Source organism: Ensifer sp. Root1252 (assembly GCF_001425885.1).
In the GTDB taxonomy this organism is placed as follows: Bacteria; Pseudomonadota; Alphaproteobacteria; order Rhizobiales; family Rhizobiaceae; genus Ensifer; species Ensifer canadensis.
In genome coordinates this window covers 191,189-213,167 of record NZ_LMDT01000034.1, presented here as the reverse complement: position 1 = coordinate 213,167, position 21,979 = coordinate 191,189, and the positions used below count along the sequence as shown (strand labels likewise).

General features: G+C 61.3%; 26 protein-coding genes. 11 read left to right on the top strand and 15 right to left on the bottom strand.

All coding sequences use genetic code 11. From position 1 onward, the window contains the following. Positions 1-304: 304 nt before the first annotated feature. Entirely contained in the window at positions 305-1,795 is a 1,491-nt protein-coding gene (locus tag ASD02_RS27810; protein WP_025426464.1) for a leucyl aminopeptidase, read from the top strand. 41 nt (positions 1,796-1,836) lie between these two features. Then, positions 1,837-2,286 carry a DNA polymerase III subunit chi gene (locus ASD02_RS27805; RefSeq protein WP_025426465.1) on the top strand — a complete coding sequence of 150 codons (450 nt, stop codon included), beginning with the start codon at positions 1,837-1,839 and terminating at the stop codon, positions 2,284-2,286. 76 nt (positions 2,287-2,362) lie between these two features. Here ASD02_RS27805 and ASD02_RS27800 read toward each other — a convergent pair whose 3' ends face one another. Then, positions 2,363-3,289 carry a Gfo/Idh/MocA family oxidoreductase gene (locus tag ASD02_RS27800; protein WP_025426466.1) on the bottom strand — a complete coding sequence of 309 codons (927 nt, stop codon included), beginning with the start codon at positions 3,287-3,289 and terminating at the stop codon, positions 2,363-2,365. A gap of 329 nt (positions 3,290-3,618) precedes the next feature. Between ASD02_RS27800 and ASD02_RS27795 the strand changes: the two genes are divergently transcribed. Then, complete coding sequence (locus ASD02_RS27795) at positions 3,619-4,461, top strand: GNAT family N-acetyltransferase (protein WP_025426467.1); 843 nt, start codon at positions 3,619-3,621, stop codon at positions 4,459-4,461. A gap of 39 nt (positions 4,462-4,500) precedes the next feature. Here ASD02_RS27795 and ASD02_RS27790 read toward each other — a convergent pair whose 3' ends face one another. After that, on the bottom strand, positions 4,501-6,390 hold the full coding sequence (locus tag ASD02_RS27790; RefSeq protein WP_057211449.1) for an ABC-F family ATP-binding cassette domain-containing protein: 1,890 nt from the start codon (positions 6,388-6,390) through the stop codon (positions 4,501-4,503). A 324-nt stretch (positions 6,391-6,714) separates the two neighbouring features. Here ASD02_RS27790 and ASD02_RS27785 point away from each other — a divergent pair, with 324 nt between their 5' ends. From ASD02_RS27785 to ASD02_RS27775, 3 genes are all read left to right on the top strand, one after another. Beyond that, complete coding sequence (locus ASD02_RS27785) at positions 6,715-7,002, top strand: hypothetical protein (protein ID WP_025426469.1); 288 nt, start codon at positions 6,715-6,717, stop codon at positions 7,000-7,002. A 69-nt stretch (positions 7,003-7,071) separates the two neighbouring features. Continuing rightward, positions 7,072-7,350 (top strand): hypothetical protein, encoded by a 279-nt coding sequence (locus ASD02_RS27780; RefSeq protein ID WP_025426470.1) that lies wholly within the window; start codon positions 7,072-7,074, stop codon positions 7,348-7,350. An 88-nt stretch (positions 7,351-7,438) separates the two neighbouring features. Then, entirely contained in the window at positions 7,439-7,909 is a 471-nt protein-coding gene (locus ASD02_RS27775) for a MarR family transcriptional regulator (RefSeq protein WP_025426471.1), read from the top strand. A gap of 22 nt (positions 7,910-7,931) precedes the next feature. On the opposite strand, the gene ASD02_RS27770 is transcribed toward ASD02_RS27775, so the two are convergent. Next, positions 7,932-9,017 carry a GGDEF domain-containing protein gene (locus tag ASD02_RS27770; RefSeq protein WP_025426472.1) on the bottom strand — a complete coding sequence of 362 codons (1,086 nt, stop codon included), beginning with the start codon at positions 9,015-9,017 and terminating at the stop codon, positions 7,932-7,934. A 248-nt stretch (positions 9,018-9,265) separates the two neighbouring features. Here ASD02_RS27770 and ASD02_RS27765 point away from each other — a divergent pair, with 248 nt between their 5' ends. Then, positions 9,266-9,715, top strand: a complete 450-nt coding sequence (locus ASD02_RS27765; protein ID WP_057221480.1) for a hypothetical protein — start codon at positions 9,266-9,268, stop codon at positions 9,713-9,715. A 62-nt stretch (positions 9,716-9,777) separates the two neighbouring features. Here the strand turns inward: ASD02_RS27765 and ASD02_RS27760 are convergent, their stop codons facing one another. Further along, positions 9,778-10,290, bottom strand: coding sequence for a DinB family protein (locus ASD02_RS27760; protein ID WP_025426474.1), 513 nt, complete (start codon positions 10,288-10,290; stop codon positions 9,778-9,780). Positions 10,291-10,431: 141 nt separating this feature from the next. Here ASD02_RS27760 and ASD02_RS27755 point away from each other — a divergent pair, with 141 nt between their 5' ends. Both ASD02_RS27755 and ndk read left to right on the top strand, forming a co-directional pair. Next, positions 10,432-11,121, top strand: a complete 690-nt coding sequence (locus ASD02_RS27755; protein ID WP_025426475.1) for a glutathione S-transferase family protein — start codon at positions 10,432-10,434, stop codon at positions 11,119-11,121. 103 nt (positions 11,122-11,224) lie between these two features. Further along, positions 11,225-11,647: a nucleoside-diphosphate kinase gene (ndk, locus tag ASD02_RS27750; RefSeq protein WP_025426476.1), complete on the top strand. Its 423-nt coding sequence runs from the start codon at positions 11,225-11,227 to the stop codon at positions 11,645-11,647. Positions 11,648-11,722: 75 nt separating this feature from the next. Here ndk and ASD02_RS27745 read toward each other — a convergent pair whose 3' ends face one another. Both ASD02_RS27745 and ASD02_RS27740 read right to left on the bottom strand, forming a co-directional pair. Continuing rightward, entirely contained in the window at positions 11,723-12,235 is a 513-nt protein-coding gene (locus ASD02_RS27745; RefSeq protein WP_057221479.1) for a hypothetical protein, read from the bottom strand. After that, on the bottom strand, positions 12,232-12,789 hold the full coding sequence (locus ASD02_RS27740) for a CGNR zinc finger domain-containing protein (RefSeq protein WP_025426478.1): 558 nt from the start codon (positions 12,787-12,789) through the stop codon (positions 12,232-12,234). Before ASD02_RS27740 ends, ASD02_RS27745 begins: the two co-directional genes overlap by 4 nt. A 68-nt stretch (positions 12,790-12,857) precedes the next feature. Between ASD02_RS27740 and ASD02_RS27735 the strand changes: the two genes are divergently transcribed. After that, on the top strand, positions 12,858-13,754 hold the full coding sequence (locus ASD02_RS27735; protein ID WP_025426479.1) for a branched-chain amino acid ABC transporter permease: 897 nt from the start codon (positions 12,858-12,860) through the stop codon (positions 13,752-13,754). Between the two features lie 2 nt (positions 13,755-13,756). On the opposite strand, the gene ASD02_RS27730 is transcribed toward ASD02_RS27735, so the two are convergent. The 5 genes from ASD02_RS27730 to ASD02_RS27710 form a co-directional block, all read right to left on the bottom strand. Further along, on the bottom strand, positions 13,757-14,221 hold the full coding sequence (locus tag ASD02_RS27730) for a molybdenum cofactor biosynthesis protein MoaE (protein ID WP_025426480.1): 465 nt from the start codon (positions 14,219-14,221) through the stop codon (positions 13,757-13,759). 4 nt (positions 14,222-14,225) lie between these two features. Beyond that, positions 14,226-14,486: a molybdopterin converting factor subunit 1 gene (gene moaD, locus ASD02_RS27725; protein ID WP_057211447.1), complete on the bottom strand. Its 261-nt coding sequence runs from the start codon at positions 14,484-14,486 to the stop codon at positions 14,226-14,228. Continuing rightward, the gene (pgsA, locus tag ASD02_RS27720; RefSeq protein ID WP_025426482.1) at positions 14,483-15,070 is read right to left on the bottom strand and encodes a CDP-diacylglycerol--glycerol-3-phosphate 3-phosphatidyltransferase; all 588 of its coding nucleotides are present in this window, start codon (positions 15,068-15,070) and stop codon (positions 14,483-14,485) included. The genes moaD and pgsA overlap by 4 nt, the downstream gene beginning before the upstream one ends. A 230-nt stretch (positions 15,071-15,300) precedes the next feature. Next, a complete protein-coding gene (gene uvrC / locus ASD02_RS27715) occupies positions 15,301-17,325 on the bottom strand; it encodes an excinuclease ABC subunit UvrC (RefSeq protein ID WP_025426483.1) in 2,025 nt (674 codons plus the stop codon). Further along, positions 17,322-18,086, bottom strand: coding sequence for an SDR family oxidoreductase (locus tag ASD02_RS27710; RefSeq protein ID WP_025426484.1), 765 nt, complete (start codon positions 18,084-18,086; stop codon positions 17,322-17,324). Before ASD02_RS27710 ends, uvrC begins: the two co-directional genes overlap by 4 nt. 364 nt (positions 18,087-18,450) lie before the next feature. Between ASD02_RS27710 and ASD02_RS27705 the strand changes: the two genes are divergently transcribed. Then, complete coding sequence (locus ASD02_RS27705) at positions 18,451-19,089, top strand: outer membrane protein (protein ID WP_025426485.1); 639 nt, start codon at positions 18,451-18,453, stop codon at positions 19,087-19,089. A gap of 50 nt (positions 19,090-19,139) precedes the next feature. On the opposite strand, the gene ASD02_RS27700 is transcribed toward ASD02_RS27705, so the two are convergent. The 4 genes from ASD02_RS27700 to ASD02_RS27685 form a co-directional block, all read right to left on the bottom strand. Beyond that, a complete protein-coding gene (locus tag ASD02_RS27700) occupies positions 19,140-19,730 on the bottom strand; it encodes a glutathione S-transferase (protein WP_025426486.1) in 591 nt (196 codons plus the stop codon). Between the two features lie 106 nt (positions 19,731-19,836). Then, a complete protein-coding gene (locus tag ASD02_RS27695) occupies positions 19,837-20,553 on the bottom strand; it encodes a ribonuclease T(2) (protein WP_057211525.1) in 717 nt (238 codons plus the stop codon). A gap of 2 nt (positions 20,554-20,555) precedes the next feature. Then, entirely contained in the window at positions 20,556-21,002 is a 447-nt protein-coding gene (locus tag ASD02_RS27690; protein WP_025426488.1) for a hypothetical protein, read from the bottom strand. Positions 21,003-21,049: 47 nt separating this feature from the next. Beyond that, positions 21,050-21,922, bottom strand: coding sequence for a 23S rRNA (adenine(2030)-N(6))-methyltransferase RlmJ (locus ASD02_RS27685; RefSeq protein ID WP_025426489.1), 873 nt, complete (start codon positions 21,920-21,922; stop codon positions 21,050-21,052). Positions 21,923-21,979: the final 57 nt, after the last annotated feature.

Sequence of the window (21,979 nt, the reverse complement as noted above, 5' to 3'; positions counted from 1 at the left end):
ATGCTCATGTTTCTGTGCCGCACCGCCGCATCGAAACGCCTGTTGCTGCCGCCGCCATCAGCGGGAACCGAGCTTCCGTCTCACGTCCGGCGCTGCTCAAATCGTAAAGCAACTGGGATAATTTAAGACGAAGAACCTCGGTTAACCGCATGTAAACATCTGCGGGCATCTTGCCAAGCCGTTGAAAAGCGAGAAGGGTGCCGACCACAGCTTTGACGGTGGTAGACGCAGCGAATGTTTGTCACTGTCACCCCCCGGTAACAGGGCGGGTCGTGTAAGACCGAAAAATGCCCGGAGTTTTGTAATGTCTATGAAATTTGAGTTCACCTTCGCCAAGTCCCATCGCCCGGCGGGTGGTGTTGCGGTCCTCCTGAAAGCCGCCGCAGGACAGGCGGCGGGCGCCGATGTCGCCGATCCGGAAGGCGTGCTGGCCAAGGCGGCGAAGGTCAAGAAGTTCAGCGGCAAGGCATTCTCCACCCTCGATATCATTGCCCCGCATGGCTCGCCCGCGGACCGGATCGTGGTTCTTGGTCTTGGTGACACCGATGCATTGACCGATCACGATTGGCTGAAGGCAGGCGGCGCGGCAGCCGCAAAATTGCGTGGAGCCGACAAGGCCACGATCTTCATCGACGTCCCCGACCTCGATGTCACCGGCAAGGCGGCGGCCGACTTTGCGCTCGGCATGGAAATGAACGCCTACAGCTTCGACGGTTACAAGACGAAGAAAGCGGACGACGATGCCAAGCCGGCAGGCAAGCCGGTCAAGGTGACGATCGTTACCGGCGCGGTGATTGCAGCGAAGAAGGCTTTTGCGACGGCGCAGGCGGTCGGCGAGGGCGTATTTCTCGCCCGCGACCTGGTCAACGAGCCGGCAAACGTCCTCGGTCCGCTGGAGTTCGCCGCCAAGGCGAAGGAGCTGGAAAAGCTCGGCGTCGAGGTGGAAATCCTCACCGAAAAGGAAATGAAGAAGCTTGGAATGGGTGCGTTGCTCGGCGTTGCCCAGGGCTCGACGCGTCCGCCGCGGCTGGTCGTGATGCAGTGGAAGGGCGGCAAGTCCAAGGATCGCCCGGTCGCCTTCGTCGGCAAGGGCGTCGTGTTCGACAGCGGCGGCATTTCGATCAAGCCCGCGGCCGGCATGGAAGAGATGAAGGGCGACATGGGTGGTGCTGCCGCCGTCACCGGCTTGATGCACGTGCTCGCTGCCCGTCACGCCAAGGTCAACGTCGTCGGCATCATCGGGCTTGTGGAAAACATGCCGGATGGCAGCGCACAACGCCCAGGCGACATCGTCACCTCGATGTCAGGGCAGACGATCGAGGTCATCAACACCGATGCCGAGGGACGTCTCGTTCTGTGCGATGCACTTTGGTATTGCAACGACCGCTTCAAGCCGCAGGCCATGATCGACCTTGCGACGCTGACAGGCGCCATCATGGTTGCGCTCGCGACCCATCACGCCGGCCTGTTTTCGAATGATGACCGCCTGGCCGGCCAGCTGTTGGCCGCCGGCATTGCCACGCAGGAGCGCCTCTGGCGCATGCCGCTCGGCAAGGAATACGACAAGATGATCGACAGCAAGTTTGCCGACATGAAAAACACCGGCGGACGTCATGGCGGCGCGATTACGGCGGCGCAGTTTCTGCAGCGTTTCGTCAAGGATACGCCCTGGGCGCATCTCGATGTCGCCGGAACCGCCATGGGCTCGCCGACCGACGAAGTCAATCAATCCTGGGGCTCCGGCTTCGGCGTTCGCCTGCTCGATGAGCTGGTCCGCGCGAGCTATGAGTCCTGAGCGGCATCGTGAGCCGCGGTGAAGGTCGTGGAGAGATCGGTGTGATCGAGGTCCTTTTCTATCACCTGACGGAATCGAAGCTCGAGGACGCACTTCCACCGCTGCTCGATAAAAGCGTCGAGCGCGGCTGGAGGGTGGTGGTGCAGACGGTCGATGCCGAGAGGCGCGATGCGCTCGATACGCATCTCTGGGTTTACAGGGACGAAAGTTTCCTGCCGCACGGGACAGATGCCGGGGAACTCGCTGCCGAGCAGCCGGTTCTCCTGGTGGCGGACGATGGCAATCACAATGCCGCAACCGTTCGCTTCGTCGTCGACGGTGCCAACCCGCCACCGGTCGATACTTACGAGCGGATCGTCTTCATGTTCGACGGCTACGACCAGGAACAGCTCGAAGCCGCTCGCGGTCACTGGAAGCGGCTGAAGGGTGAGGGCCACAACCTCACCTATTGGCAACAGAACCGTGACGGACGCTGGGAAAAGAAGGCCTGAGCGACGCAAGAACGGCTTCAAGAAGACAAAGCCCGCGGCAAACCGCGGGTTTTGTTTTTCGATCCTGTCCGGACGCCTAGTCGTGGAAGGCTTCGACGAATTTGCGTCGGCCGAGCATGAAGGCATCGGCGACATGGCGCAGCGGCGCCAGATCGACGTCCGACGTCTTGGCCCTGATGATTTCGGCGAAGCGCTTGTAGAGCATCGGATATTCCTGCTCCGGCTCCTCATGCACAATCTTGCCGTCGACCGAGAGCTTTGCGCCACCTTCCGAAAGCACCATTTCGCCTGATGCGGTCTGCGCGACGATGTCCCAACTCTGTTTACCGGTCTGGCGCCAGTCGAACTCTGCCGAAACCGCCAGCTTGTTCGCGTCGGTGAAGGCGATCGTGGCGGCGATCGGGGCGTCGCGGTTCTCCGGGAATTCCAGCGTGGCTGCGGTTATGAACAGCGGCCGTGGCAGGATATGCGTTACGATCGACAGCGCATTGATACCCGGATCGAAGATACCGAGGCCACCGGCCGCCCAGATCCATTCCTGATTCGGATGCCAGTGCCGCACGTCCTCCTTCCAGATGATCTTCACATCGTGGATTGCGGTCGCGGTGAGAAACGACTTCGCTGCCTCTACTGCCGGTGCATAGCGCGAATGCCAGCTTGCAAACAGTGACAGCCCCTTAGATGCAGCCAGAGCCTCCAGATCCGCGACTTCGCTCAATGTGGCGCCTGGCGGTTTTTCGAGGAAGACATGTTTGCCGGCCTCAAGGGCCGTGCGCGCGGCCTCATACCGGTATTGCGGTGGCATGCAGAGCGATACCGCGTCGATTGCGGGAACGGCCTCCAGCATCGCTTCGATCGACTTGAAATTATCGATGCCATCGACGGTGCCGTGGCGGCTCGCCGCAGCAATCAGGTGGTAGTCGTCGTTCTTGGCAATGGCCGGCAGGTGCTGGTCACGAACGATCTTGCCGACGCCGACAAGCGCGATTTGAATTGGAGGCATGGTGTTTCGCTCATATTAGTATGATTTATTGTCGGTTCTTGTAGCAGATTGCGCGGCGCGGGCAAGCACTGCCGAAGAGACGCGAGCCCGGTTTGCTGAACGCCAAACAAACGGCAACGGACCCATTCTTTCTGGCCTCCTGTGCCCTACAGCGCCGCGCGTCTTATCAGACGCGCAAAGGTCGCTGTAGCACTTTGAATTGCTGCATGTTTTTATCCTTAAATCGAATAGGATTTAAGGAGCATGCAGTAGCTTCTACAATCCATGATGCCAATCCACATGTGCAGCAAACGCGACACGCGCGGTGACCGGCAGAACGAGGAGAGATTATGCACCACGAAATCCGCCATGCCAGCCGCCACGAACTCGATGCCATCATCGATTGGGCGGCCCGCGAAGGCTGGAACCCGGGGCTCGACGATGCGGCGGCATTCTGGGCGGCGGATCCGGAAGGATACTGGGTGACGGAGCGCGAGGACAAGCTCGCAGCCGCCATATCGCTGGTGCGCTACGACGAGAACTATGCCTTCCTTGGCTTCTACATAACGGCACCGGATTTCCGCCGGCAGGGTATCGGCGGCCAGATGTGGCAGCACGCCTTGGCGGCGGCGGGACAACGCATTGTCGGTCTCGACGGTGTCGTTGCCGAGCAGGAGAACTACCGGCGGTCTGGCTTCGTTCTCGCCCACGCCAATATCCGCTATGGCGGCATCGTCGACGCGGTCGAGCCTCCGGGTACGGACCTGGTGGAGGTTGCGCCGATCCACATGCCGATGCTGATCGACTACGACCGTCGCTTCATGCCAGCCCGGCGCGACACTTTTCTCACCGAATGGCTGAGACCGGGCCGTACGCGACGAAGCGTCGTGCTGCTCCGGGACGGTGCGATTGCCGGCTACGGCACCTTGCGCGCCTGCCGGCAGGGCTACAGGATCGGTCCGCTCTTTTCCGAAAGCGAGACGGCAGCCGACCTGGTGTTTCGAAAGCTGGCTGCGACGGTGAAGGGCGAGGAGATCCACCTGGACATTCCCGAGCCGAATGCCTCGGCGCGTGCGCTCTGCGAGCGCTACAACATGAAACCGGTTTTCGAAACGGCGCGGATGTATCGAGGCGTCGTGCCCGATCTGCCGCTCGCCCGCATCTACGGCATCACCACCTTCGAACTCGGCTGACCGGCGACGTGCCGGGACAGCCATTTCGAAAGTGTCGGATCAGATGGCCATCGCCTCTTCGTACTCGGACGAGAGCTCGAGCCATTGTTCCTCGGCATGCGCAAGTTTGTCGACTGCGTCGGAGCGTTCCTTGGCCTTCTGCGCGGCCTTCGCCGGCGACTTTTCGTAAAGCGTTGGGTCGGCGAGTTCAGCGTCGAGCGCTTGAATCACTTTCTCCAGCTTTCCCGTCAGCGATTCGATTTCGTTGATCTTTTTTCTGAGAGGTGCCAGCGATGCGCGCTTGTCCGCGTTGGCCTTGCGCTGGTCCGCCTTTGACAGGGAATCGTCCGCTCCGGCTGCCTTGGGTTTGTCCTCCTTGGCCTTAGGGCCGCCGACGATCAGGCTCCGATAGTCTTCCAGGTCGCCGTCGTAGCTCGTCACCGTTCCGTCCCGCACGAGCCACAGCCGGTCGGCGGTCGCCTCGATCAGGTGGCGGTCGTGCGAGATCAGGATCACGGCGCCGGAATAGTCGTTGAGCGCGGTGATCAACGCATTGCGGCTGTCGATATCCAGATGGTTGGTCGGCTCGTCGAGGATCAGCAGGTTGGGCGCGTCGAAGGCAGCCAGCCCCATCAGCAGGCGTGCTTTCTCGCCGCCCGAGAGGTCCTTGGCAGGCGTTTCCATCTTCTCGGTCGCCAGGCCCATCTGCGCCACGCGGGCGCGCACCTTGGCTTCCGGTGTTTCCGGCATGCGACGACGCACATGTTCGACGGCGCTTTGGGTCGGGATCAGATCATCCAGCTGGTGCTGCGCGAAGAAGCCGACCTTGAGGTTCGGCGCGATCTTCAACTCGCCGGATTCTGGCGCCAGCCGCCCGGAGATGAACTTGGCGAAGGTCGACTTGCCGTTGCCGTTCGAGCCGAGCAGCGCGATGCGATCATCGGTGTCAATCCGCAGGTTGAGGCGCTTGAGGATCGGGTTGCCGGGCTCGTATCCGACGGTTCCGCCGGTGACGGCGATAATCGGCGATGCGGCCTCTTTCTCCGGCTCTGGGAAGGAGAAGCCCTGAACGTGATCCTCGATCACGGCCGCAATCGTACCCATGCGCTCCAGTGCCTTGACGCGGCTCTGCGCCTGGCGGGCCTTGGTGGCCTTGGCCTTGAAGCGGTCGATGAAGCTCTGGAGGTGCTTTCGCGCCGCGTCGTTCTTGGCCTTCGCCTTCATCTGCAACTCGTCGGCTTCCGCCTTCTGTCGCTCGAACTGGTCGTAAGGCCCGCGATAGTAGGCGAGCTTCTTCTGGTCGAGATGCACGATGGCGTTGACCGCCGTGTTCAACAGATCGCGGTCGTGGCTGATGATGATGACGGTGTGCGGATAGCGGCGAATGTAATCTTCGAGCCAGAGCGTACCTTCGAGGTCGAGATAGTTGGTCGGCTCGTCGAGCAGCAGCAGGTCCGGCTCGGAGAAGAGAACGCCTGCGAGCGCCACGCGCATCCGCCAACCGCCGGAGAAGGAGGAGGCAGGGCGCAGCTGCGCTTCGTGATCGAAGCCGAGGCCGGCGAGAATGCTCGCCGCACGCGCCTCCGCCGAGTGGGCGCCGATATCGGCGAGCCGGGTCTGGATTTCTGCAATACGGTGCGGGTCGGTCGCGGTCTCCGCCTCGGCGACCAGCGCCGTGCGTTCCTTGTCCGCCTTGAGCACGATCTCGATCAGCGGTTCCTCGGTGCCGGGCGCTTCCTGTGCGACCTGGCCGATCCGCGCATTCTTGGGCAGCGAAATTGTGCCGGCTTCCGAAGCGAACTCACCGGTAATGATACGGAACAGCGTCGACTTGCCGGCACCGTTTCGTCCGACTAGCCCGGCCTTCGTGCCCGCCGGAAGCGTCACGGATGCGTTTTCGATGAGGAGACGGCCCGCGATGCGGGCGGAAAGGCCGGAAATCTGGATCATTGCGGCCTTTTGCCCGGACTTGAGCCGGAAGGCAAGAGGTGCGTCGCGACTGCAGTTTCGGCCCGGCGCGTGGATGTCTGGTTCGCGGATTTCAAGGGGCCATTGTTATCAATTCATGAACAACGCGTTCCGACAATCGATACTACACATCCTCATCGTGAGGGACCATCTGTTTAAGCGAAGGGCAGCGAAAGCTCTTCCGACCGCCTCGATCGACTGAACGCCATCGGCAAGGCCACCGCGTTCCAGGAAAGACCGATCCGGCCAAACGTAGTTTTGATGAAACCCTCGTTCAAGCGAACGAGCCTCCCAGGAGCAAAGACGATGAAAACCACGATCCACACCGCACTCGCCGCAGCTCTCGTTGCAACAGCCGTTCTCGGCGGCGCCTCCGCCGCCTTTGCCGGCGGCAGCTATTACGAAGGCATCAGCCCGACCCCGCTGTTTACCGAACGCGCTCCCAAGGCCGCCGGTAGCTCCGCCTTGAACATCCGCGGTTCGGAAGCCGGATATGTCGACCGTACGTCCACCGGCTCGGTCCACAATTACGATGCCAGGCCGCAGGTTGTTCAGGGCGGCGAAGGCGAATACTACCAGGGCATCTCCCGCTAAGGCGCATTCCGTCTCCGGTCATGGGGCTTCCAGCCCCATGACGCTCCATCCCCATCAAGGAAAACTCCCATGAAAAAGTCCATCGCAACGCTTCTCGTTGCAGCGGCAACGTTGGCCGGCGCATCCACCGCCTTTGCCGGCGGCAGCTACTATGAAGGCGTCAGCCCGAAGCCGCTCTTTACCGGTCGTGCAGACGCTTCGGCAGGTGCCGGCGTGTCCGCAAACACCGTCGACGGTGGTGATTACTATGCCGGTATCGAGAACAAGGCGGTTGACGCCGCGGCGACAGGCGCGATTGCCAACGGCAATGCGAAGGCCTTCGGCAAGACCGGTCAGGACAGTCAATAACCCACGCCAAACGGACGACCAGATAACCCGGTCCCGCCAAGCGGGGCCGGGTTATCTCGTTTTGGCGTTGCCAATGAGGTGATTTGCCATGACAGAAAAAATTCACGTCGCTGAGCGGCTCTTCGAACTCTACCACTGCGTCCACCGCCTGGTGAACGCGTCCATGAGTGAAGAAGGCGTCTCGCTCGCGCGCAGCAAGTTCCTGTTCTATCTCAGCGAACTCGGGCCATGTCGCTGCGCCGACATCGCTTCGGCACTCAGCTTTGCCCCGCGAACCGTCACTGAGGCGATCGACGGACTTGAGCGCGACGGGATGGTCGTCCGCGAGCCGGATCCCGAGGACCGGCGAGCAAAGATCATCTCGATTACCGACCTCGGCCGGGCCGGCCTCGAAGCGGCGCTCCGGCCACGTCGTCAGATGATCGAAGAGCTTTTCTCGGCGCTCGATGACAATGAGCGCACGGATCTTCATCGCCTGCTCGGTCGGCTGGGTGACAAGGCTTGCGAAATCGGCACGAGCCGGATGGCCGTGCATGAGCGGCAGTCAGAAGCGGCATGAACCCTGGAGATCGCGACGCGCTTTAGGCAGCGTGCGGCGAATAGATCTTCGCCCGTTTGCCGCCAAGCTCCGGCGTATAGGCAAGAATTCCCGAGCGCGATCCCGTTCGGGCGGCCGCAAGCGCCAGTTCGGCCTGCTGCATGACGTCGGCTGGCGTCGCCATCGGCTGGGCCGTCGCGATGCCGGCCGAGAGCGAAAGGGTTTCGGTCGTGAAAGCACGGCCGGGCAGGGCGACGCGCAGCGCCTCCACCGATTGCTGGATGCGCTGCGCAATTGCTTCGGCGTTCTCCTCTGTGACGTCGCTGCAGAGGAACGCAAATTCCTGGCCGCCGACGCGTGCGACGAAGTCACTCTTCTTGATCGACTTGCGAAACAGCGTCGAAAGTTTGCCGAGCGCCTTTTCTGCCGCGCTGCCGCCGTGCTGCTCGGCGATACCGCGCAACCCCTCGACTGACACGACAAGCAGGGCAACCGGCTCGGTTATGCCTTCGGCTTCCAGCATTGTTCTCAAACGCGCCGCCAGGGCCAGGCGATTGGGCAGGCCGGTGGCGGGGTCGCGGGTCAACGGTTTGCGGCTTTCGGCGAACTCGCCTTCCAGCGCTGCAAAGCGCTCGGCGCTTACCTGCAAGGCTGTTTGAAAAGCCTGTTCTTCATTCATCAGCAGGCCGGCCGCATCCCGCAACCTCGCTGCGTCGTCGGCAAACTCCGACAGGCCGGCAACCGGGTCGGCGACCAGGCGGTCTTTGAAGCGGTCGAGCTGGCTTCTGAAGGCGTGTTTCTGCGCCAGGCTGTGCCTCAGCTGCAGAGCAAGTTCGCTCAGGGCCTCCTGTGCTGCTGCCCTTGCCCTGTCGGCGGCAAGTGCCCCGTGAGCCACCAGATGATGCTTGAGGCCGAGTTCGTCGAGGGCGTCCTGCTGCGGCGTGGCGCCGAGCGCCGCCAGATCGCGCGAAAGCTGCGGTAGCCGGCCGGACAAGGCTTCATAGACAAGTTCATAGTTGCGTGGCAGTGCCGCGATGCCAAGCTGAGACATGGATTGCGCCACCTTCAAAATGATGGTGGTGCTTTTCGTCTGCGATCGGCCGGTGTTCGCGGCAACTTGCCTGGTCATTCCGTGGTCGTCCTCGATGCCTGTATGGGATCCGAAAACACTATGGCGGCGCTGCGTTTAAGGGAGTCTGAAGATACCAGGCGCGATACCAGATCTGCCCGGTATGGTTGTCGAAATCCCACCGCAGGAGGGACTGGCGCAACCGATTGGAGCGGAAAGTCGAAAGTTGCTGTTTTAGTTCATGTTTATAGTTGACGGAGCTTGTCAACAATTATATCCCGCCTTGCTAAATCGGGCGGGAGGCTCGAATGCAGAGTGATGGTTTGACAATGCCCCCTTCATTCATCGCGGATCTTGCGGCGTGGGGCGAGCGTCCCGCTCTGGTTCTTCCCGGTCGGCGTTTCGTCAGCTACCGCGACCTGCACGAAAGGGTCGACCGTCAGGTCGCACTTTTTCCGCGCACCCGCGCGCTGATAAAGCTTGAGCCCGAACTCTCCGAACATGCCATCATTGCCTATCTCGCAGCGCTTAAGGCCGGACATGTGGTTGCCATGCAGGCGCCGCGCGCCGCCGGCACTGCGGCCTGGACGGACATGTTCGAACCGGACTGTGCCTATTGCCGGATCGACGGCCGTTGGCGAACCGAACATCTGGGGGGCAGTGACAAGCCGTTGCATCCGGACCTCGGCCTCCTGCTGGCATCGCGCTTGGCCTCGCCGCCTGGCTCTTGCAACGCCAATTGCTCAAGGCGGCTGTGAACGGAAGGCCCAAGCCCGGACTGTCGCTTAATCATCTGCGGCCGAGTGCCAGATGGGCTGTTTTAGTTCGCCCACTTTTCGCCTTCGGTCCACAAAAAGAACGCGAGATCCAGCACAATTGATGGACGCCCAAGCGCTGTCAGCGTCGCGTGCACCTGGCCGCGGTGATGGGTCTGGTGATTGAAGACGTGGGCGAGCGTTGGCCCGAGCTTCTGCGTGACGATCACTGGTGAGCTCAGCGTCGTGTAATTGAAGGTGGCGGCAAACCGCGCCTCATCGAGCCCGTAGATCCAGGCAATCATTCGCGCATCTTCCCGTTCGCGTGCGCTGGTAAGGCTGGCGAGATCTTCATGGAGCATCGTATCCAGCGCTGTCGGCGCGTCGCCTTCGCCGGTGAAACGTTTCATCCAGATCCGATCCGCGGCAAGGATATGATTGAGCGTCGCAAGCGCTGACCCGAAGAATGCACCCTTGCTCTGCCTCAGTTCGCTGTCCGGAAGTTCTGCGGCCGCTGCGTAGAGCCGGCGGTTGGCCCAGATGTTGTAGTCGGCGAACATGCGAAAATGATCGAGCATCTGTTTCTCCTTCGTGGTCGCGAAGTTAGCGCAGATCCGTATTCCTGTGGCGAATGCCACCCATGAAATTTAATCATTTGATCGTTCGATCCGTCTGGCGTCGAATGAGGTGAGACGATCCAATTTTCGCCGGGAGATCACGTGAGCAGGAAACTCTATTCGCTTTGCGGTGCCGACAGGGCCCGACCTTTTTCACCGCATGTCTGGAAGACCAAGCTGTCGCTTGCGCATAAGGGGCTCGACTTCGACGTCGTTCCGATCGGCTTTACCGAGATCCCCAAGGTAGAGGAAGGCGCCACCAAGCTCGTGCCGCTTCTGCGCGACGGCGACCGGCTGGTACAGGACAGTTTTGAGATTGCCGTCTATCTCGACGAGAACTACCCGGATCGGCCGTCGCTGTTTGGCGGACCGGGCGGCATGGCCATGGCCCGCTTCATCGAGGGCTGGTCGCAGACGACGCTGCATCCGGCAATCGCTCGCATCATCATCAAGGATATTCACGACAGGCTCGATCCGGTCGATCGGGTCTATTTCCGCGAAAGTCGCGAGGCGCGCTTCGGCACTTCGCTCGAAGCGGTGGCTGAAACCGGAGGCGCGGCCCTTGCGACCTTCTCCGACAAGCTTGAGCCGCTGCGCCATATGCTGAAGTTTCAGCCCTATCTCGGCGGCGAGCGGCCACTCTTTGCCGACTACATCGTCTTCGGTGCGCTGCAATGGGCGCGTATCGTTTCGCCGCAACGCCTGCTTTCCCAAGGCGATCCGGTCACAGACTGGTTCGAGCGTTGCCTCGACCTGCACGATGGCATCGGCCGCTCTGTGACAGCGGCGTGAAACCCGCAAGGCTCGCGGCGAATCGTGAGTGAACCCCCTTGTTTTGCGCGGAATTGGCGGCTAATGAACCGCCACTTCTCAAGAAAACAAGGGAATTGAGCCAATGGCGATTGAACGTACCTTTTCGATGATCAAGCCGGACGCAACGAAGCGTAACCTGACCGGCGCCATCACCAAGATGCTCGAAGACGCCGGCCTGCGCGTCGTTGCTTCCAAGCGCGTCTGGATGAGCCGCCGCGAAGCTGAAGGCTTCTACGCCGTTCACAAGGAACGTCCGTTCTTCGGCGAACTCGTCGAGTCCATGTCTTCGGGCCCGACCATCGTTCAGGTTCTCGAAGGCGAAAACGCCATCGCCAAGAACCGCGAAATCATGGGCGCCACCAACCCGGCAAACGCTGATGAAGGCACGATCCGCAAGGTTCACGCCCTTTCGATCGGCGAAAACTCGGTTCACGGTTCGGACGCTCCGGCAACGGCTGCTGAAGAAATCGCATACTGGTTCTCCGGCACCGAAATCGTCGGCTGAATTCAATATCTGCATTTCCGGCCATAACGGCTTGAAATCACTCGATTGAACCGGAGCGGAAACGCTCCGGTTTTTTCATATCGGGCACTTTGCCGTTTCAAAATGCTCCGGCGCCTTGCCGTCCCGGAAGACCGCCGGATTCTTGTCGTATGCCGGACCCTCGACCAGTGGCTTCGCCGGCAAGATATCTTGGTCGACATCGGAGGTGACGGTGGTCTCCAGTTTCTGCAGCGTTTCGCCCGCAGGTCCTTTCACCTCGATCGTCACCGCATAGGGCCTTTCCTTTTTCACACAAGTCAGATCGGGACTTTCCAGCACCACTCTGTCGAGCTTTGGAAAGAGCTTGCGCGTCACCTTGAGCGACTCGCCGCCCACCGGGTTCTCGAATGTCGCGATGACAATGCTACCCTCGGGCACGGGCTCCGTCTTCTGGAGCGTGATCGTGTAGACGGCATAGGCGAGGCGGTAGTTGAAGATGAACATCTTGCCAGTCAGCTTTAGCGGATCGGGGCCGGTCTCCCGTTGGCAGCCGGCGATCAGCATCACCGTCATCATGGCCGCAAGCGTTGCAATCGTCCGTGTTATCATTGTGCCTCCTCCTTGCTGCGGCGATAGTGACGCTTGGCCTTGCTGCGGTTGCCGCAGACGGCCATGTCGCACCAGGTCCGGCTGCGGTTGCGGCTCCTGTCCAGAAATAGCCAGCCGCAATTGGGGCAGATCTTCAGCCGATCGGGTTCGGGATTGGCGACGAGGCTGAGTGCGGAATGGGCCGTAGCGGTGTCGAGCGCGACGGCGTCTCCACCGTTGCCGGCACCACGCAACACCGCGGCGATCGCCTCGAGCAGGTCGGCCATCAAGTCTACCCGCTGCTCGGCCTCCGCCTGCGCCCGAAAATGCCGATCCGTTGCCTCGCGCAACGTCAAGAGCCTGGTGCGGTTCGGCTCGGCAACGGGCAACAGCGTGCCAAAGCGTTGGCTCTCGGCGCAGAACCGGTTGGCGGCTCCGGCGAAGCCGTCGAGCGCCGGGACGTCGGCAAAGCGATCGATCCGCCTCGCGGGATCAAAGCGCAGGATGACGGAGTTGGCGACATCCAGCGCCAGCGCGCCGCCGGCAAATCGGTGTGCGGTCCAGGTGAAGGTCATGAACAAATCCTAACTGGTAAATGTGATTTTACCAGTTATATTGATGTTGTCACGCTCCCGGATGCGCCATGCTCTATTTCCTGCAGCAGATCGCCAATGCCGTCCCTATCGCCGCGCTCTATGCTGCGCTGGCATTCGGCTATGCCATCGCCTTTGCCGTGACCCGCCGGGCCGATCTCACCTACGGTGCTCTCTTTGCCTTCGCCGGCCAGATGTTCGTGCTGTTTGCCAATTTCGGCTGGAACCAACTGTGGCTGGTGCTGCCGGTAGCGCTCGGCCTCGGCGCCGCAGCGGGCCTCACACTCGGCGTCGGGGCAGGGCTTGTCGCCGGGCGCTATGTGATGCGCCCGCTTGCATTCTCGTCGGCCAACACTGTCGTCGTCGCGTCGCTTGGCTGTCTTCTGGTGCTGATGGAGACCGCGCGGCTGGCGTCGGAAACGAAGAGCCTGTGGCTGCCACCGTTTCTGAACGGCAACATCGTCTTCTGGTCCGATGCCAAGTTCCCGGTGACGCTGACGGTGATCCAGTTGCTCAACACGCTGTTGATGGTGGCGCTGGTCGCGAGCGGTCACTGGTTTCTGGCGCATAGTCGCGCCGGGCGGTCGTGGCGAGCGGTGTCAGAGGATCGTGGCGCTGCTGCCCTGTGCGGCATCGATGCGGCGCGTGTCTATATCGCCGCCTATGGCGCCGCGTCGCTGATCGCCGCCTGCTGTGGCATCCTGGCCGCGTCCTACTATGGCAACATGGATTTCGGCACCGGGCTAACCTTCGGGGTCAAGGTGCTGTTCATCGCGGCGATCGGCGGCCAGACCTCGCCGCTTTGTGCCGCGCTCGGTGCAGCAGCGATCGGCCTGCTCGAAACGCTCTGGGGCGCGTATGGCCCGATCCTCTGGCGGGATTTCGCGATCTTCGGCTTCCTCGTCATCGTGCTCGCGGTGACGCGGCAGGAGAAAATCATCCCCTGATGTCAGCGTTTCCAGCGATCACGCGCCGTGTCGTCGGCATCCTTGGCGCTGACCCAACCGCCGGCCGTTCCGTCGCTCGAGTGCTCCTTCTTCCAGAAGGGAGCGGAGGTCTTGAGGAAATCCATGATGAAGTTGGCGCCATCGAAAGCCGCCTGCCGGTGCGGCGAGGCGGTGATCACCAGCACGATGTTTTCGCCGGGATTGATCTTGCCGTAGCGATGGATCGCCGTTGCCGCTTGCAGCCCGAAGCGTTCGACCGCCAGCCTGCAGATGCGTTCGATTTCGGCTTCGGCCATTCCAGGATAATGCTCTAACTCGAGAGCGGTCAGCGTGCCCGCTTCGTCGCGGCAGAGGCCCGAAAACGTCACAACCGCCCCGATGTCAGGGCGGCCGGAAGAGAGCTTGGAAACCTCGGCCGAAAGATCGAAGTCCTCGCGCTGCACGCGCACGGTGACGGCCGCGCCCATGGCGTCAGCCACCGGTCATCGGCGGGAAGAGAGCGATCTCGCGCGCGCCGGCGATCGGTTCGCCATGCTCGACATGCTCCTGGTTGATCGCTGCGCGGATGACGTTCTGGTGCTCGAGCGCCGTCTCGTATTCTTCCCCAAGGGTTTTCAGATGCGCAAGCAAATCGGCAATGGTGACGACGTCGGCCGGGACTTCCAGCGTTTCCTCACCCTTGCCAATGCGTTCGCGCACCCAAGAGAAGTAGACGAGATTGACGGTGCTCATTCGTTGACCACATGTTTCAGGCCGGCGCGGAAATAGTCGTAACCGCTGTAGAGCGTGATCGCCGCGGCAATCCACAGCAGAACGATACCGGCCTCGGTCGTATAGGGCAGGATCTTGTCGCCAGCGGGGCCGGCCAGCAGGAAGACGATCGCCACCATCTGGATCGTCGTCTTCCACTTGGCGATGCGGGTAACCGGGACGCTGACCTTCAGCGCTGCCAGATACTCGCGCAGACCCGAAACGAGGATCTCGCGGCACAGAATGATGATGGCGGCCCAGATCGACCAGCCGGCAATCGTGCCGTCGGCGGCAACGAGCAGCAGGATCGAGGCGACCAGCAGCTTGTCGGCGATCGGATCGAGCATCTTGCCGATGTTCGAGGTCTGCTTCCAGATGCGGGCGAGATAACCGTCGAAGAAGTCGGTGATCGAGGCGATGGCAAAGAGAGTGACCGCCGTCCAGCGCGCAAAATCCGAACTGTGCAGCCGGCCTTCGACGAAGAAGCAGAGCACGATCAGCGGCACGATCAGGATTCGGAAATAGGTGAGCAGGTTGGGGATGCTGTAGGCGACGGGCGTGGGCATGGATTCGGGTTCTCTGTCTTCCTCGGAGGTACAGAATGACTTTGCGACCCTCAGGTCAACAAATCATTGTGCGAAGGTTGTCATAATTGGCGCATCTCACCTGAACGCCCGGTGAATTGCCACTGCATAATTCCTTAAATCGGTATCGATCGGGGGGCGAAACGATGCGGCAAGGTTGAACCATTACAGCGTCTTCCGCGTGTCCTCTTCGACATGCTGCGCTGCAACGGTCATTTTGCCGCGTCCTCATGGAAATGCTCGTAGACCAGCCGGGCGACCGCTTCGGAAATGCCGTTGACCGCCATCAGGTCGTTCATGCCGGCGCGGGAAACGGCCTTGGCGGTACCGAAATGGGTGAGCAATGCTCGCTTGCGCGTCGGCCCGATACCGGCAATCTCGTCGAGCGGGTTCTTGACCATCTCCTTCTTGCGCCGCGCGCGGTGGGAGCCGATGGCAAAACGGTGCGCCTCGTCCCGTAGGCGCTGGATGAAATAGAGCACCGGATCTCGCGGCGGCAGGGTGAAGCTGTCGCGCCCGAGCGCGAAGAAACGCTCGCGCCCGGCGTCGCGGTCGACACCCTTGGCGACGCCGATCGCCGTCACGCAGTCTTCGACATCCAATTCCCTCAGGATCGTGCGGACAGCCGTCATCTGTCCCTGGCCGCCGTCGATCAGGATGACGTCCGGCCAGGCCGGGAAGGCTGCATCTTCGGCGACCTCGGCAGTCCGGTCCGGTTTGCCTTCTTCCTTGAGCAGGCGCGAGAAGCGGCGGGTCATCACCTCGCGCATCATGCCGAAGTCGTCGCCGGGCGTGATGTCGGTCGATTTGATGTTGAACTTGCGATACTGGCCTTTGACGAAACCTTCAGGGCCGGCGACCACCATGCCGCCGACGGCATTGGTGCCCATGATGTGGGAGTTGTCGTAGATCTCGATCCGCCGTGGGGCGCGTTCGAGCTTGAACGTTTCGGCAAAACCTTCGAGCAGTCGCGACTGCGACGCGGTTTCAGCCAACTTGCGGCCATGCGCCTCGCGGGCGTTGGCAAGCGCGTGATCAACAAGATCCTTCTTTTCGCCGCGTTGAGGCACCTGGATCGACACCTTGTAGCCCGACTTTTCGCTGAGCGCCTGGCCGAGCAGTTCCTGCTCCTCGACTGCCTCGCACAGCAGGATCTGCCGCGGACAGGGCTTGTCGTCGTAGAACTGCGCGAGGAAGGCCGAAAGCACCTCTGCCGTCGGCAGCGATGGGTCCGCCTTCGGGAAATAGGCGCGGTTGCCCCAGTTCTGCCCGGTGCGGAAGAAGAACACCTGGATGCAGGAGGTTCCGCCCTCGTGGTGGATCGCAAAGACGTCCGCCTCTTCGACGCCGGCCGGGTTGATGCCCTGGTGGCTTTGAACGTGGCTGAGTGCTGCGAGCCGGTCGCGATAAAGTGCGGCACGTTCGAAGTCGAGGTTTTCCGCAGCCTCGCCCATCGCCGCCGCAATCGTCGCTTTCACCGCCTGGCTCTTGCCGGAGAGGAAGTCCTTGGCCTCGCGCACAAGTTCGGCATAACCCTCATTGCTGATTTCGCCCGTGCAGGGCGCCGAACAGCGCTTGATCTGGTGCAGAAGACAAGGACGCGTGCGTGTCTCGAACACACTGTCGGTGCAAGTTCTCAACAGAAAGGCGCGCTGCAGCGAGTTGATCGTGCGTCCGACGGCGCCCGCCGATGCGAAGGGGCCGAAATAATCGCCCTTTCGGCTGCGTGCGCCGCGATGTTTGTAAAGGGCGGGCGCACGGCTGTCGCCGGTGACCAGAATATAGGGAAAGGACTTGTCGTCGCGCAGAAGCACGTTGAAACGCGGCCGGAGCCGCTTGATCAGGTTGGCTTCAAGCAGAAGCGCCTCGATCTCCGTGCGGGTGGTGACGAACTCCATGTTCGCCGTTTCGCGAATCATCCGCGAAATACGGTTGGAGTGGCCGCGCCCCTGGGCGTAGTTGCCGACGCGCTTCTTCAGGCTGCGTGCCTTGCCGACATAAAGGACGTCGCCGGCCTCATTGAACATGCGATAGACGCCAGGGCCGTTCGGCAGCCGCTTGACGAAGGCCTGGATCAGTTCGGCGCCCTTGAGGCCCACGACCTCGTTGCGATTCTCCGCCCACTCGATCGCCGGGCCTGCGGGCACGCCTTCAGGCGCCTCGATCAGGTCGTCGTCGTCTTCGATGTCATTGCCGTCATAAAGGATGCCGCCGTCAGTCGGCACGCGTCCGTTCATTCCACTATCTCCCTGATATCAGGCGTTTCCCAGGCGAGGTGCTGGCCGCCATCCAGCGCGATCATCTGTCCGGTAATCGACGGCGTGTCGAAAAGGAATCGGATCGTCCGCCCGAATTCGCCGAGCGCCGGACCGCGCTTGAGGATCACCGCATCGACCTGAGCCTGGAAATCGCGAGGATCCTGCCGCTCGTTCGGCAGTGTCGGCCCGGGGCCGATGCCGTTGACGCGAATATCCGGCGCAAGTGCCTGAGCCATCGTTTGTGTTGCCGTCCACAGTGCGGACTTGGACAACATATAGGAATAAAAACGCGGGTTTGGAGACCAGACGCGCTGGTCGATCACATTGACGACGAGGCCGGAGACGCCGCGTGGCAGCTGGCGGGCAAAATCGCGGGCGAGCAGGGAGGGTGCTTTTACATGCAGGGCGAAATGCCGGTCCCAGACGGCTTCGTCGAAAGCGTCGAGGCTATCCTTCTTGAACAGCGAGGCATTGTTGACGATCAGGTCGATCGGTCCGAGCGCTTCGTTGGCTTGCGCCATCAGCGCCAAGGTTTCCTGTGTGTCGGTAAGGTCCGCCTTCACGGCAACGGCTGCGACCCCGGTTTTGACAAGCGAAGCCGCAAGCGCCTCCGCCTCATCGAGCGAGCCATTGGCGTGGATTGCGACCGCGAAGCCGTGCGCCGCGAGGTCTTCAACTATAGCCTTGCCGATCCGTTTGGCGCCACCGGTTACGAGTGCCGCCTTCAGTGATTTCTTCACGTTTCATCCCGCTTTTCGAATCTTCGCGCCAGCGGACGAAGATATAGGCAAGAAACGCCGCCCTGAAACTCTCCCTGACGATTCATTTCGCAAAAATTAATGGAATTCGCGTAAATTGTATTATTTTGAAGCCATATAGTATATCTTTCGTTAATCTTGAAAGATGGTTAATAAAACTCCTGTGGCGTGAAAGCAACATCAAACTTTGGGCGTGATTGTGCCACCAAAATTTCACATTTTGGCTCTTGTGAATCCTCATTTGCTGGCCAATTTCAGCTCAACCGGGCGGGTTAATTGAAAGTTGTCCGATGTTTCATTGCGGGATCCCAACCCTCGAGGCATCGGTTCGTAAAGGAGAATATTTATGCGTACGTTCACCACCACCCTCATGGCTTCGGCCGTATCCCTCATCGCCTTCCAGGCCGCCCACGCTGCAGACGCGATCGACGAAGTTCCGGCGGCTCCGGCGGCTGAATACACCGAGCCGGCTGCGAAGAACTGGTCGGGCGCTTATGTCGGTGGTACCGTTGATTGGCGCCATGGCGAAGCCGACGCGACCGGCAACAACCCCGCGGTTGGATTTGGCGGCGGCCTCTATGGCGGCTACAACGTTCAGAGCGGCCAAATGGTTTACGGTGGTGAAGCCGATATCGGCTACGCCGGCAACGATTCTCATTCCAGCAACCGCAGCGTTACGCAAGGTGTGAACGGCTCGATCCGCGGCCGCGTCGGTGTCGATCTGAACCCGGTCCTGGTTTACGGCACGGCCGGTCTCGCCGTCGGTAACGCCAAAGTTAGAACTCAGGCTGGCGCCGACGACAAGACCATGGTCGGATGGACGGCTGGTGCTGGTGCCGAAACCTTCGTGACGGACAACATCACCGCCCGCGTTGAGTATCGCTACACGGACTACGGCTCGAAGGACTTCCATATGGGCGGTACGAGCGTCTCGACCGGTTACGATGAGCAGAGCGTTCGCGTCGGTATGGGTGTGAAGTTCTGATCGGCTTCTGCCGGATCAAAGAAAGAAGGCCGGGGTGACCCGGCCTTTTTTTATGCTTTGAATTTGGAATAATCCGGAAAGTGCTTTTCGAACTTCGCCGGCCAGTTCTTGAGCTTGGCGCGACCCCGCTGCCATTCGCCGCTGAAGCGCAGCTCAATGTAGCGCAGCAGTGCCGCGAGCGCGAAATGCCCCGCATGCAGCTTGGCTCCGGTCTTGGGTAGGTTTTCGTTCAGATGGTCGAGGCCGCGTTCGATCTTCGTCCATTGCATGTCGATCCAGGGCTGATGGACCTTTTCCGGCGGGTGGATGCGCTTCTCGTAGACGATCGCCAGCAGGCAGTCACAAATGCCGTCACACAGCGCCTCGAGGATTTCGATATCCAAGCGCTTGCCGGCATTCTTCGGGTAGAGCTTGCCTTTCGTTCCCCGGTCGATGAAGTGCATGATCGTGCGGCTGTCGTAGATAGACTTGCCATCGCCGGTAATCAGCGTCGGAATCTTGCCGAGCGGATTGCTGCCGATAAGCTCTGGCGAGTTGGCATTGGTATCGGTCAGCACGCTTTCAACCGCAAACCCGGCATAATGCGCGGCCATGCGGACCTTGTTGGAGTAGGGGGATGTGGGCGAGTAGAGTATTCTCATCGAGCATCTTTCACTTTCGCGCGCACCGCCCGAAATCGAGTACGGAAGGCCACACGCAGTTTCAAAACATAGGAGCGGCTCCCGCACCCATTGGCAAGGTATCGGCCTAGGATGCTGGAGGCAGTGTCACGGTGTCTCTTCGGCAGGCCTGGCGATCCACTTCGGGGCAGGGCCGGAAGCTCAGCGCCTTGTCGAAGCAGATCCTGATTTCCTCCAGCCGCTTGCCCTCGCAGGTAACAGCGACGGCGTTTGTCGTCATGCCCGGATTTCTGGCCACGAACGCGGCCTCGATGGCGCTGACGGACATCGAATTTTCGCGACGCGCAGCACCGAGTTCCGCCGGCAATGCAACGCGCTCGCGCGCTGCACGTGTCACGGCGAAATAGTCCTGCTGGCTGAGGCCCGAGCAGGTGCCATGTTTGCGCCATTGATGGCCGATCAGCCCCATCGAAGGAATGAGATCGAGATACTGGCGGCCGAGCGCTTCCGGCACACGATCGGATTGGCGCGTCGGGCAGAAATCGGGGTACCCTCGCTCATCCTGCGGCCACAGCCCATGTACGATCAGCCCGCGGTTGCTGCCGATCTTGCACTGTCCGATTTTGCCTGATGGGTCGTTGTCATCGCACCAAGTCGGCGACCAAGAGAGTGAGAGGACGTAGAAATCAAAGCCCTGGCCGACGGGGAGGGCGACATCCGTTTTTGTGTGGCCTGCAGTTTGCAATGGCGGCTTCTTCTCGGCGCTGTCTTCGCTGCAGCCGACAAGTGCCAACACAACGAAAAGCGCCGGCAGGAGCCGGCGCTGTCGGCAATACCTCGGCATGGTCAGCGAAGCGAAGCGCAATGTGCGCCGTAGACATACCAGGGATCGAGGCCGCCGACGCAGAACTCGATGCTCCGGCCGATGCCGGCAAAGCCCCAGTTGCGCTCGATGAGATAATAGAGCGGCCGCTGGTCGCCATCCGTCATGACGGCAGTCGCGCGGCAATACTCGCGCTCGACGCGGTGCGTGTAGTCGCGTAGTTCCAGCCGGTTCTGGCCCATGTTGCGGATCTCGGCGATCGAGAGATTGGCGTGCAGATAGTTCGCCGCCTTGTATTCGAACCGCGAGGTGATGAAGCCGAGAACCGAGGCGTCGCCACAGACGCCCGCGCTATAGGACGTCGGCTGGTCGCGGTAGGTCCCGAGATAGTCGGCCGCCGAAGCGGCGGGCGCTGTCGTGGCGGCGAAGGAAAGCGAGGCCAGAAGCGTTGCGGCGAGCTTGCGAGTCATGGGCGTCTCCCTGGATCGTCTCGCAAGATTGCGGCTTTAAGAGCCTTTCAGTCAAGGCCCCGAGTTGCTGCTTCTTCCCCACGCAGCCAGAAGCAGCGTGCCGAAGCGAAACGGTCTTGTCCGAGCCGGGTTTTCAAGAAGGGCAACAGCACGTCGAGTTCACTCTTGAGCGTGAAGGGTGGGTTGACGATGATCAGGCCCGAACCCGACAATCCCGTGGTGTCGCGGTCGCTGCGCACGGCAAGCTCGGCGCAGAGCATTTTCGGGATGTTGAGCGCCTTGAGTGCCTCATGGAAGGCCTTGATCGGCGCATTCTTCTTCAGGGGGTACCACAGGCAGAAGGTGCCGCCGGCAAAGCGTCGATAACCCCTGGCGAGGCCGTCGGCGAGCCGTTCGTATTCTCCCTCGATCTCGAAGGGCGGGTCGACCAGGATGAGGCCGCGCTTTTCCTTGGGCGGCAGGTGAGCGCCAAGCGCCAGCCAGCCGTCAAGCTCGGTGATCCGGCTCTGGAAGTCGCCGTCGAAGAGCCGGTGCAGCGTCTCGTAGTCATCAGGGTGCAATTCCATCGCCGACAGACGGTCCTGCGGGCGAAAAAGCATGCGAACCAGCTTCGGAGAGCCGGGATAACGCGTCAGCTCCGAACCGGTGTTGAGCTCGCGAACGGTCGCCAGATAGGGTTCGAGAATAGCTGCGACCGGCGCTGGCAGATCACCCTCGAGCAGCCGGCCGATGCCGTCGCGCCACTCGCCGGTCTTCTGCGCTTCTTCGCTCGACAGATCGTAGAGACCGATGCCGGCATGGGTGTCGAGAACCCGGAACGCCTTCTCCTTTTGCTGGAGATAGGTGACGAGCCGTGCCAGCACCGCATGCTTGAGAACATCGGCGAAATTGCCCGCGTGATAGATATGCCGATAGTTCATGAGGGCCGCCGATGGCTGTGATCAATTGTTTCGATGGATGCGCGTTTGGCTCTTTGA

Bases quoted from the DNA above. Each gene is read 5' to 3' on its own strand.
- ASD02_RS27765 (WP_057221480.1), top strand. From the start codon at position 9,266: ATGCAGAGTGATGGTTTGACAATGCCCCCTTCATTCATCGCGGATCTT.
- ASD02_RS27790 (WP_057211449.1), bottom strand. From the start codon at position 6,390: ATGATCCAGATTTCCGGCCTTTCCGCCCGCATCGCGGGCCGTCTCCTC.
- ASD02_RS27760 (WP_025426474.1), bottom strand. From the start codon at position 10,290: ATGCTCGATCATTTTCGCATGTTCGCCGACTACAACATCTGGGCCAAC.
- ASD02_RS27685 (WP_025426489.1), bottom strand. From the start codon at position 21,922: ATGAACTATCGGCATATCTATCACGCGGGCAATTTCGCCGATGTTCTC.
- ASD02_RS27810 (WP_025426464.1), top strand. From the start codon at position 305: ATGTCTATGAAATTTGAGTTCACCTTCGCCAAGTCCCATCGCCCGGCG.
- ASD02_RS27690 (WP_025426488.1), bottom strand. From the start codon at position 21,002: ATGACTCGCAAGCTCGCCGCAACGCTTCTGGCCTCGCTTTCCTTCGCC.
- ASD02_RS27775 (WP_025426471.1), top strand. From the start codon at position 7,439: ATGACAGAAAAAATTCACGTCGCTGAGCGGCTCTTCGAACTCTACCAC.
- ASD02_RS27705 (WP_025426485.1), top strand. From the start codon at position 18,451: ATGCGTACGTTCACCACCACCCTCATGGCTTCGGCCGTATCCCTCATC.
- ASD02_RS27730 (WP_025426480.1), bottom strand. From the start codon at position 14,221: ATGGGCGCGGCCGTCACCGTGCGCGTGCAGCGCGAGGACTTCGATCTT.
- ASD02_RS27795 (WP_025426467.1), top strand. From the start codon at position 3,619: ATGCACCACGAAATCCGCCATGCCAGCCGCCACGAACTCGATGCCATC.
- ASD02_RS27785 (WP_025426469.1), top strand. From the start codon at position 6,715: ATGAAAACCACGATCCACACCGCACTCGCCGCAGCTCTCGTTGCAACA.
- ASD02_RS27700 (WP_025426486.1), bottom strand. From the start codon at position 19,730: ATGAGAATACTCTACTCGCCCACATCCCCCTACTCCAACAAGGTCCGC.
- ASD02_RS27740 (WP_025426478.1), bottom strand. From the start codon at position 12,789: ATGACCTTCACCTGGACCGCACACCGATTTGCCGGCGGCGCGCTGGCG.
- moaD (WP_057211447.1), bottom strand. From the start codon at position 14,486: ATGAGCACCGTCAATCTCGTCTACTTCTCTTGGGTGCGCGAACGCATT.
- uvrC (WP_025426483.1), bottom strand. From the start codon at position 17,325: ATGAACGGACGCGTGCCGACTGACGGCGGCATCCTTTATGACGGCAAT.
- pgsA (WP_025426482.1), bottom strand. From the start codon at position 15,070: ATGCCCACGCCCGTCGCCTACAGCATCCCCAACCTGCTCACCTATTTC.
- ASD02_RS27770 (WP_025426472.1), bottom strand. From the start codon at position 9,017: ATGACCAGGCAAGTTGCCGCGAACACCGGCCGATCGCAGACGAAAAGC.
- ASD02_RS27735 (WP_025426479.1), top strand. From the start codon at position 12,858: ATGCTCTATTTCCTGCAGCAGATCGCCAATGCCGTCCCTATCGCCGCG.
- ASD02_RS27780 (WP_025426470.1), top strand. From the start codon at position 7,072: ATGAAAAAGTCCATCGCAACGCTTCTCGTTGCAGCGGCAACGTTGGCC.
- ndk (WP_025426476.1), top strand. From the start codon at position 11,225: ATGGCGATTGAACGTACCTTTTCGATGATCAAGCCGGACGCAACGAAG.
- ASD02_RS27745 (WP_057221479.1), bottom strand. From the start codon at position 12,235: ATGATAACACGGACGATTGCAACGCTTGCGGCCATGATGACGGTGATG.
- ASD02_RS27695 (WP_057211525.1), bottom strand. From the start codon at position 20,553: ATGCCGAGGTATTGCCGACAGCGCCGGCTCCTGCCGGCGCTTTTCGTT.
- ASD02_RS27800 (WP_025426466.1), bottom strand. From the start codon at position 3,289: ATGCCTCCAATTCAAATCGCGCTTGTCGGCGTCGGCAAGATCGTTCGT.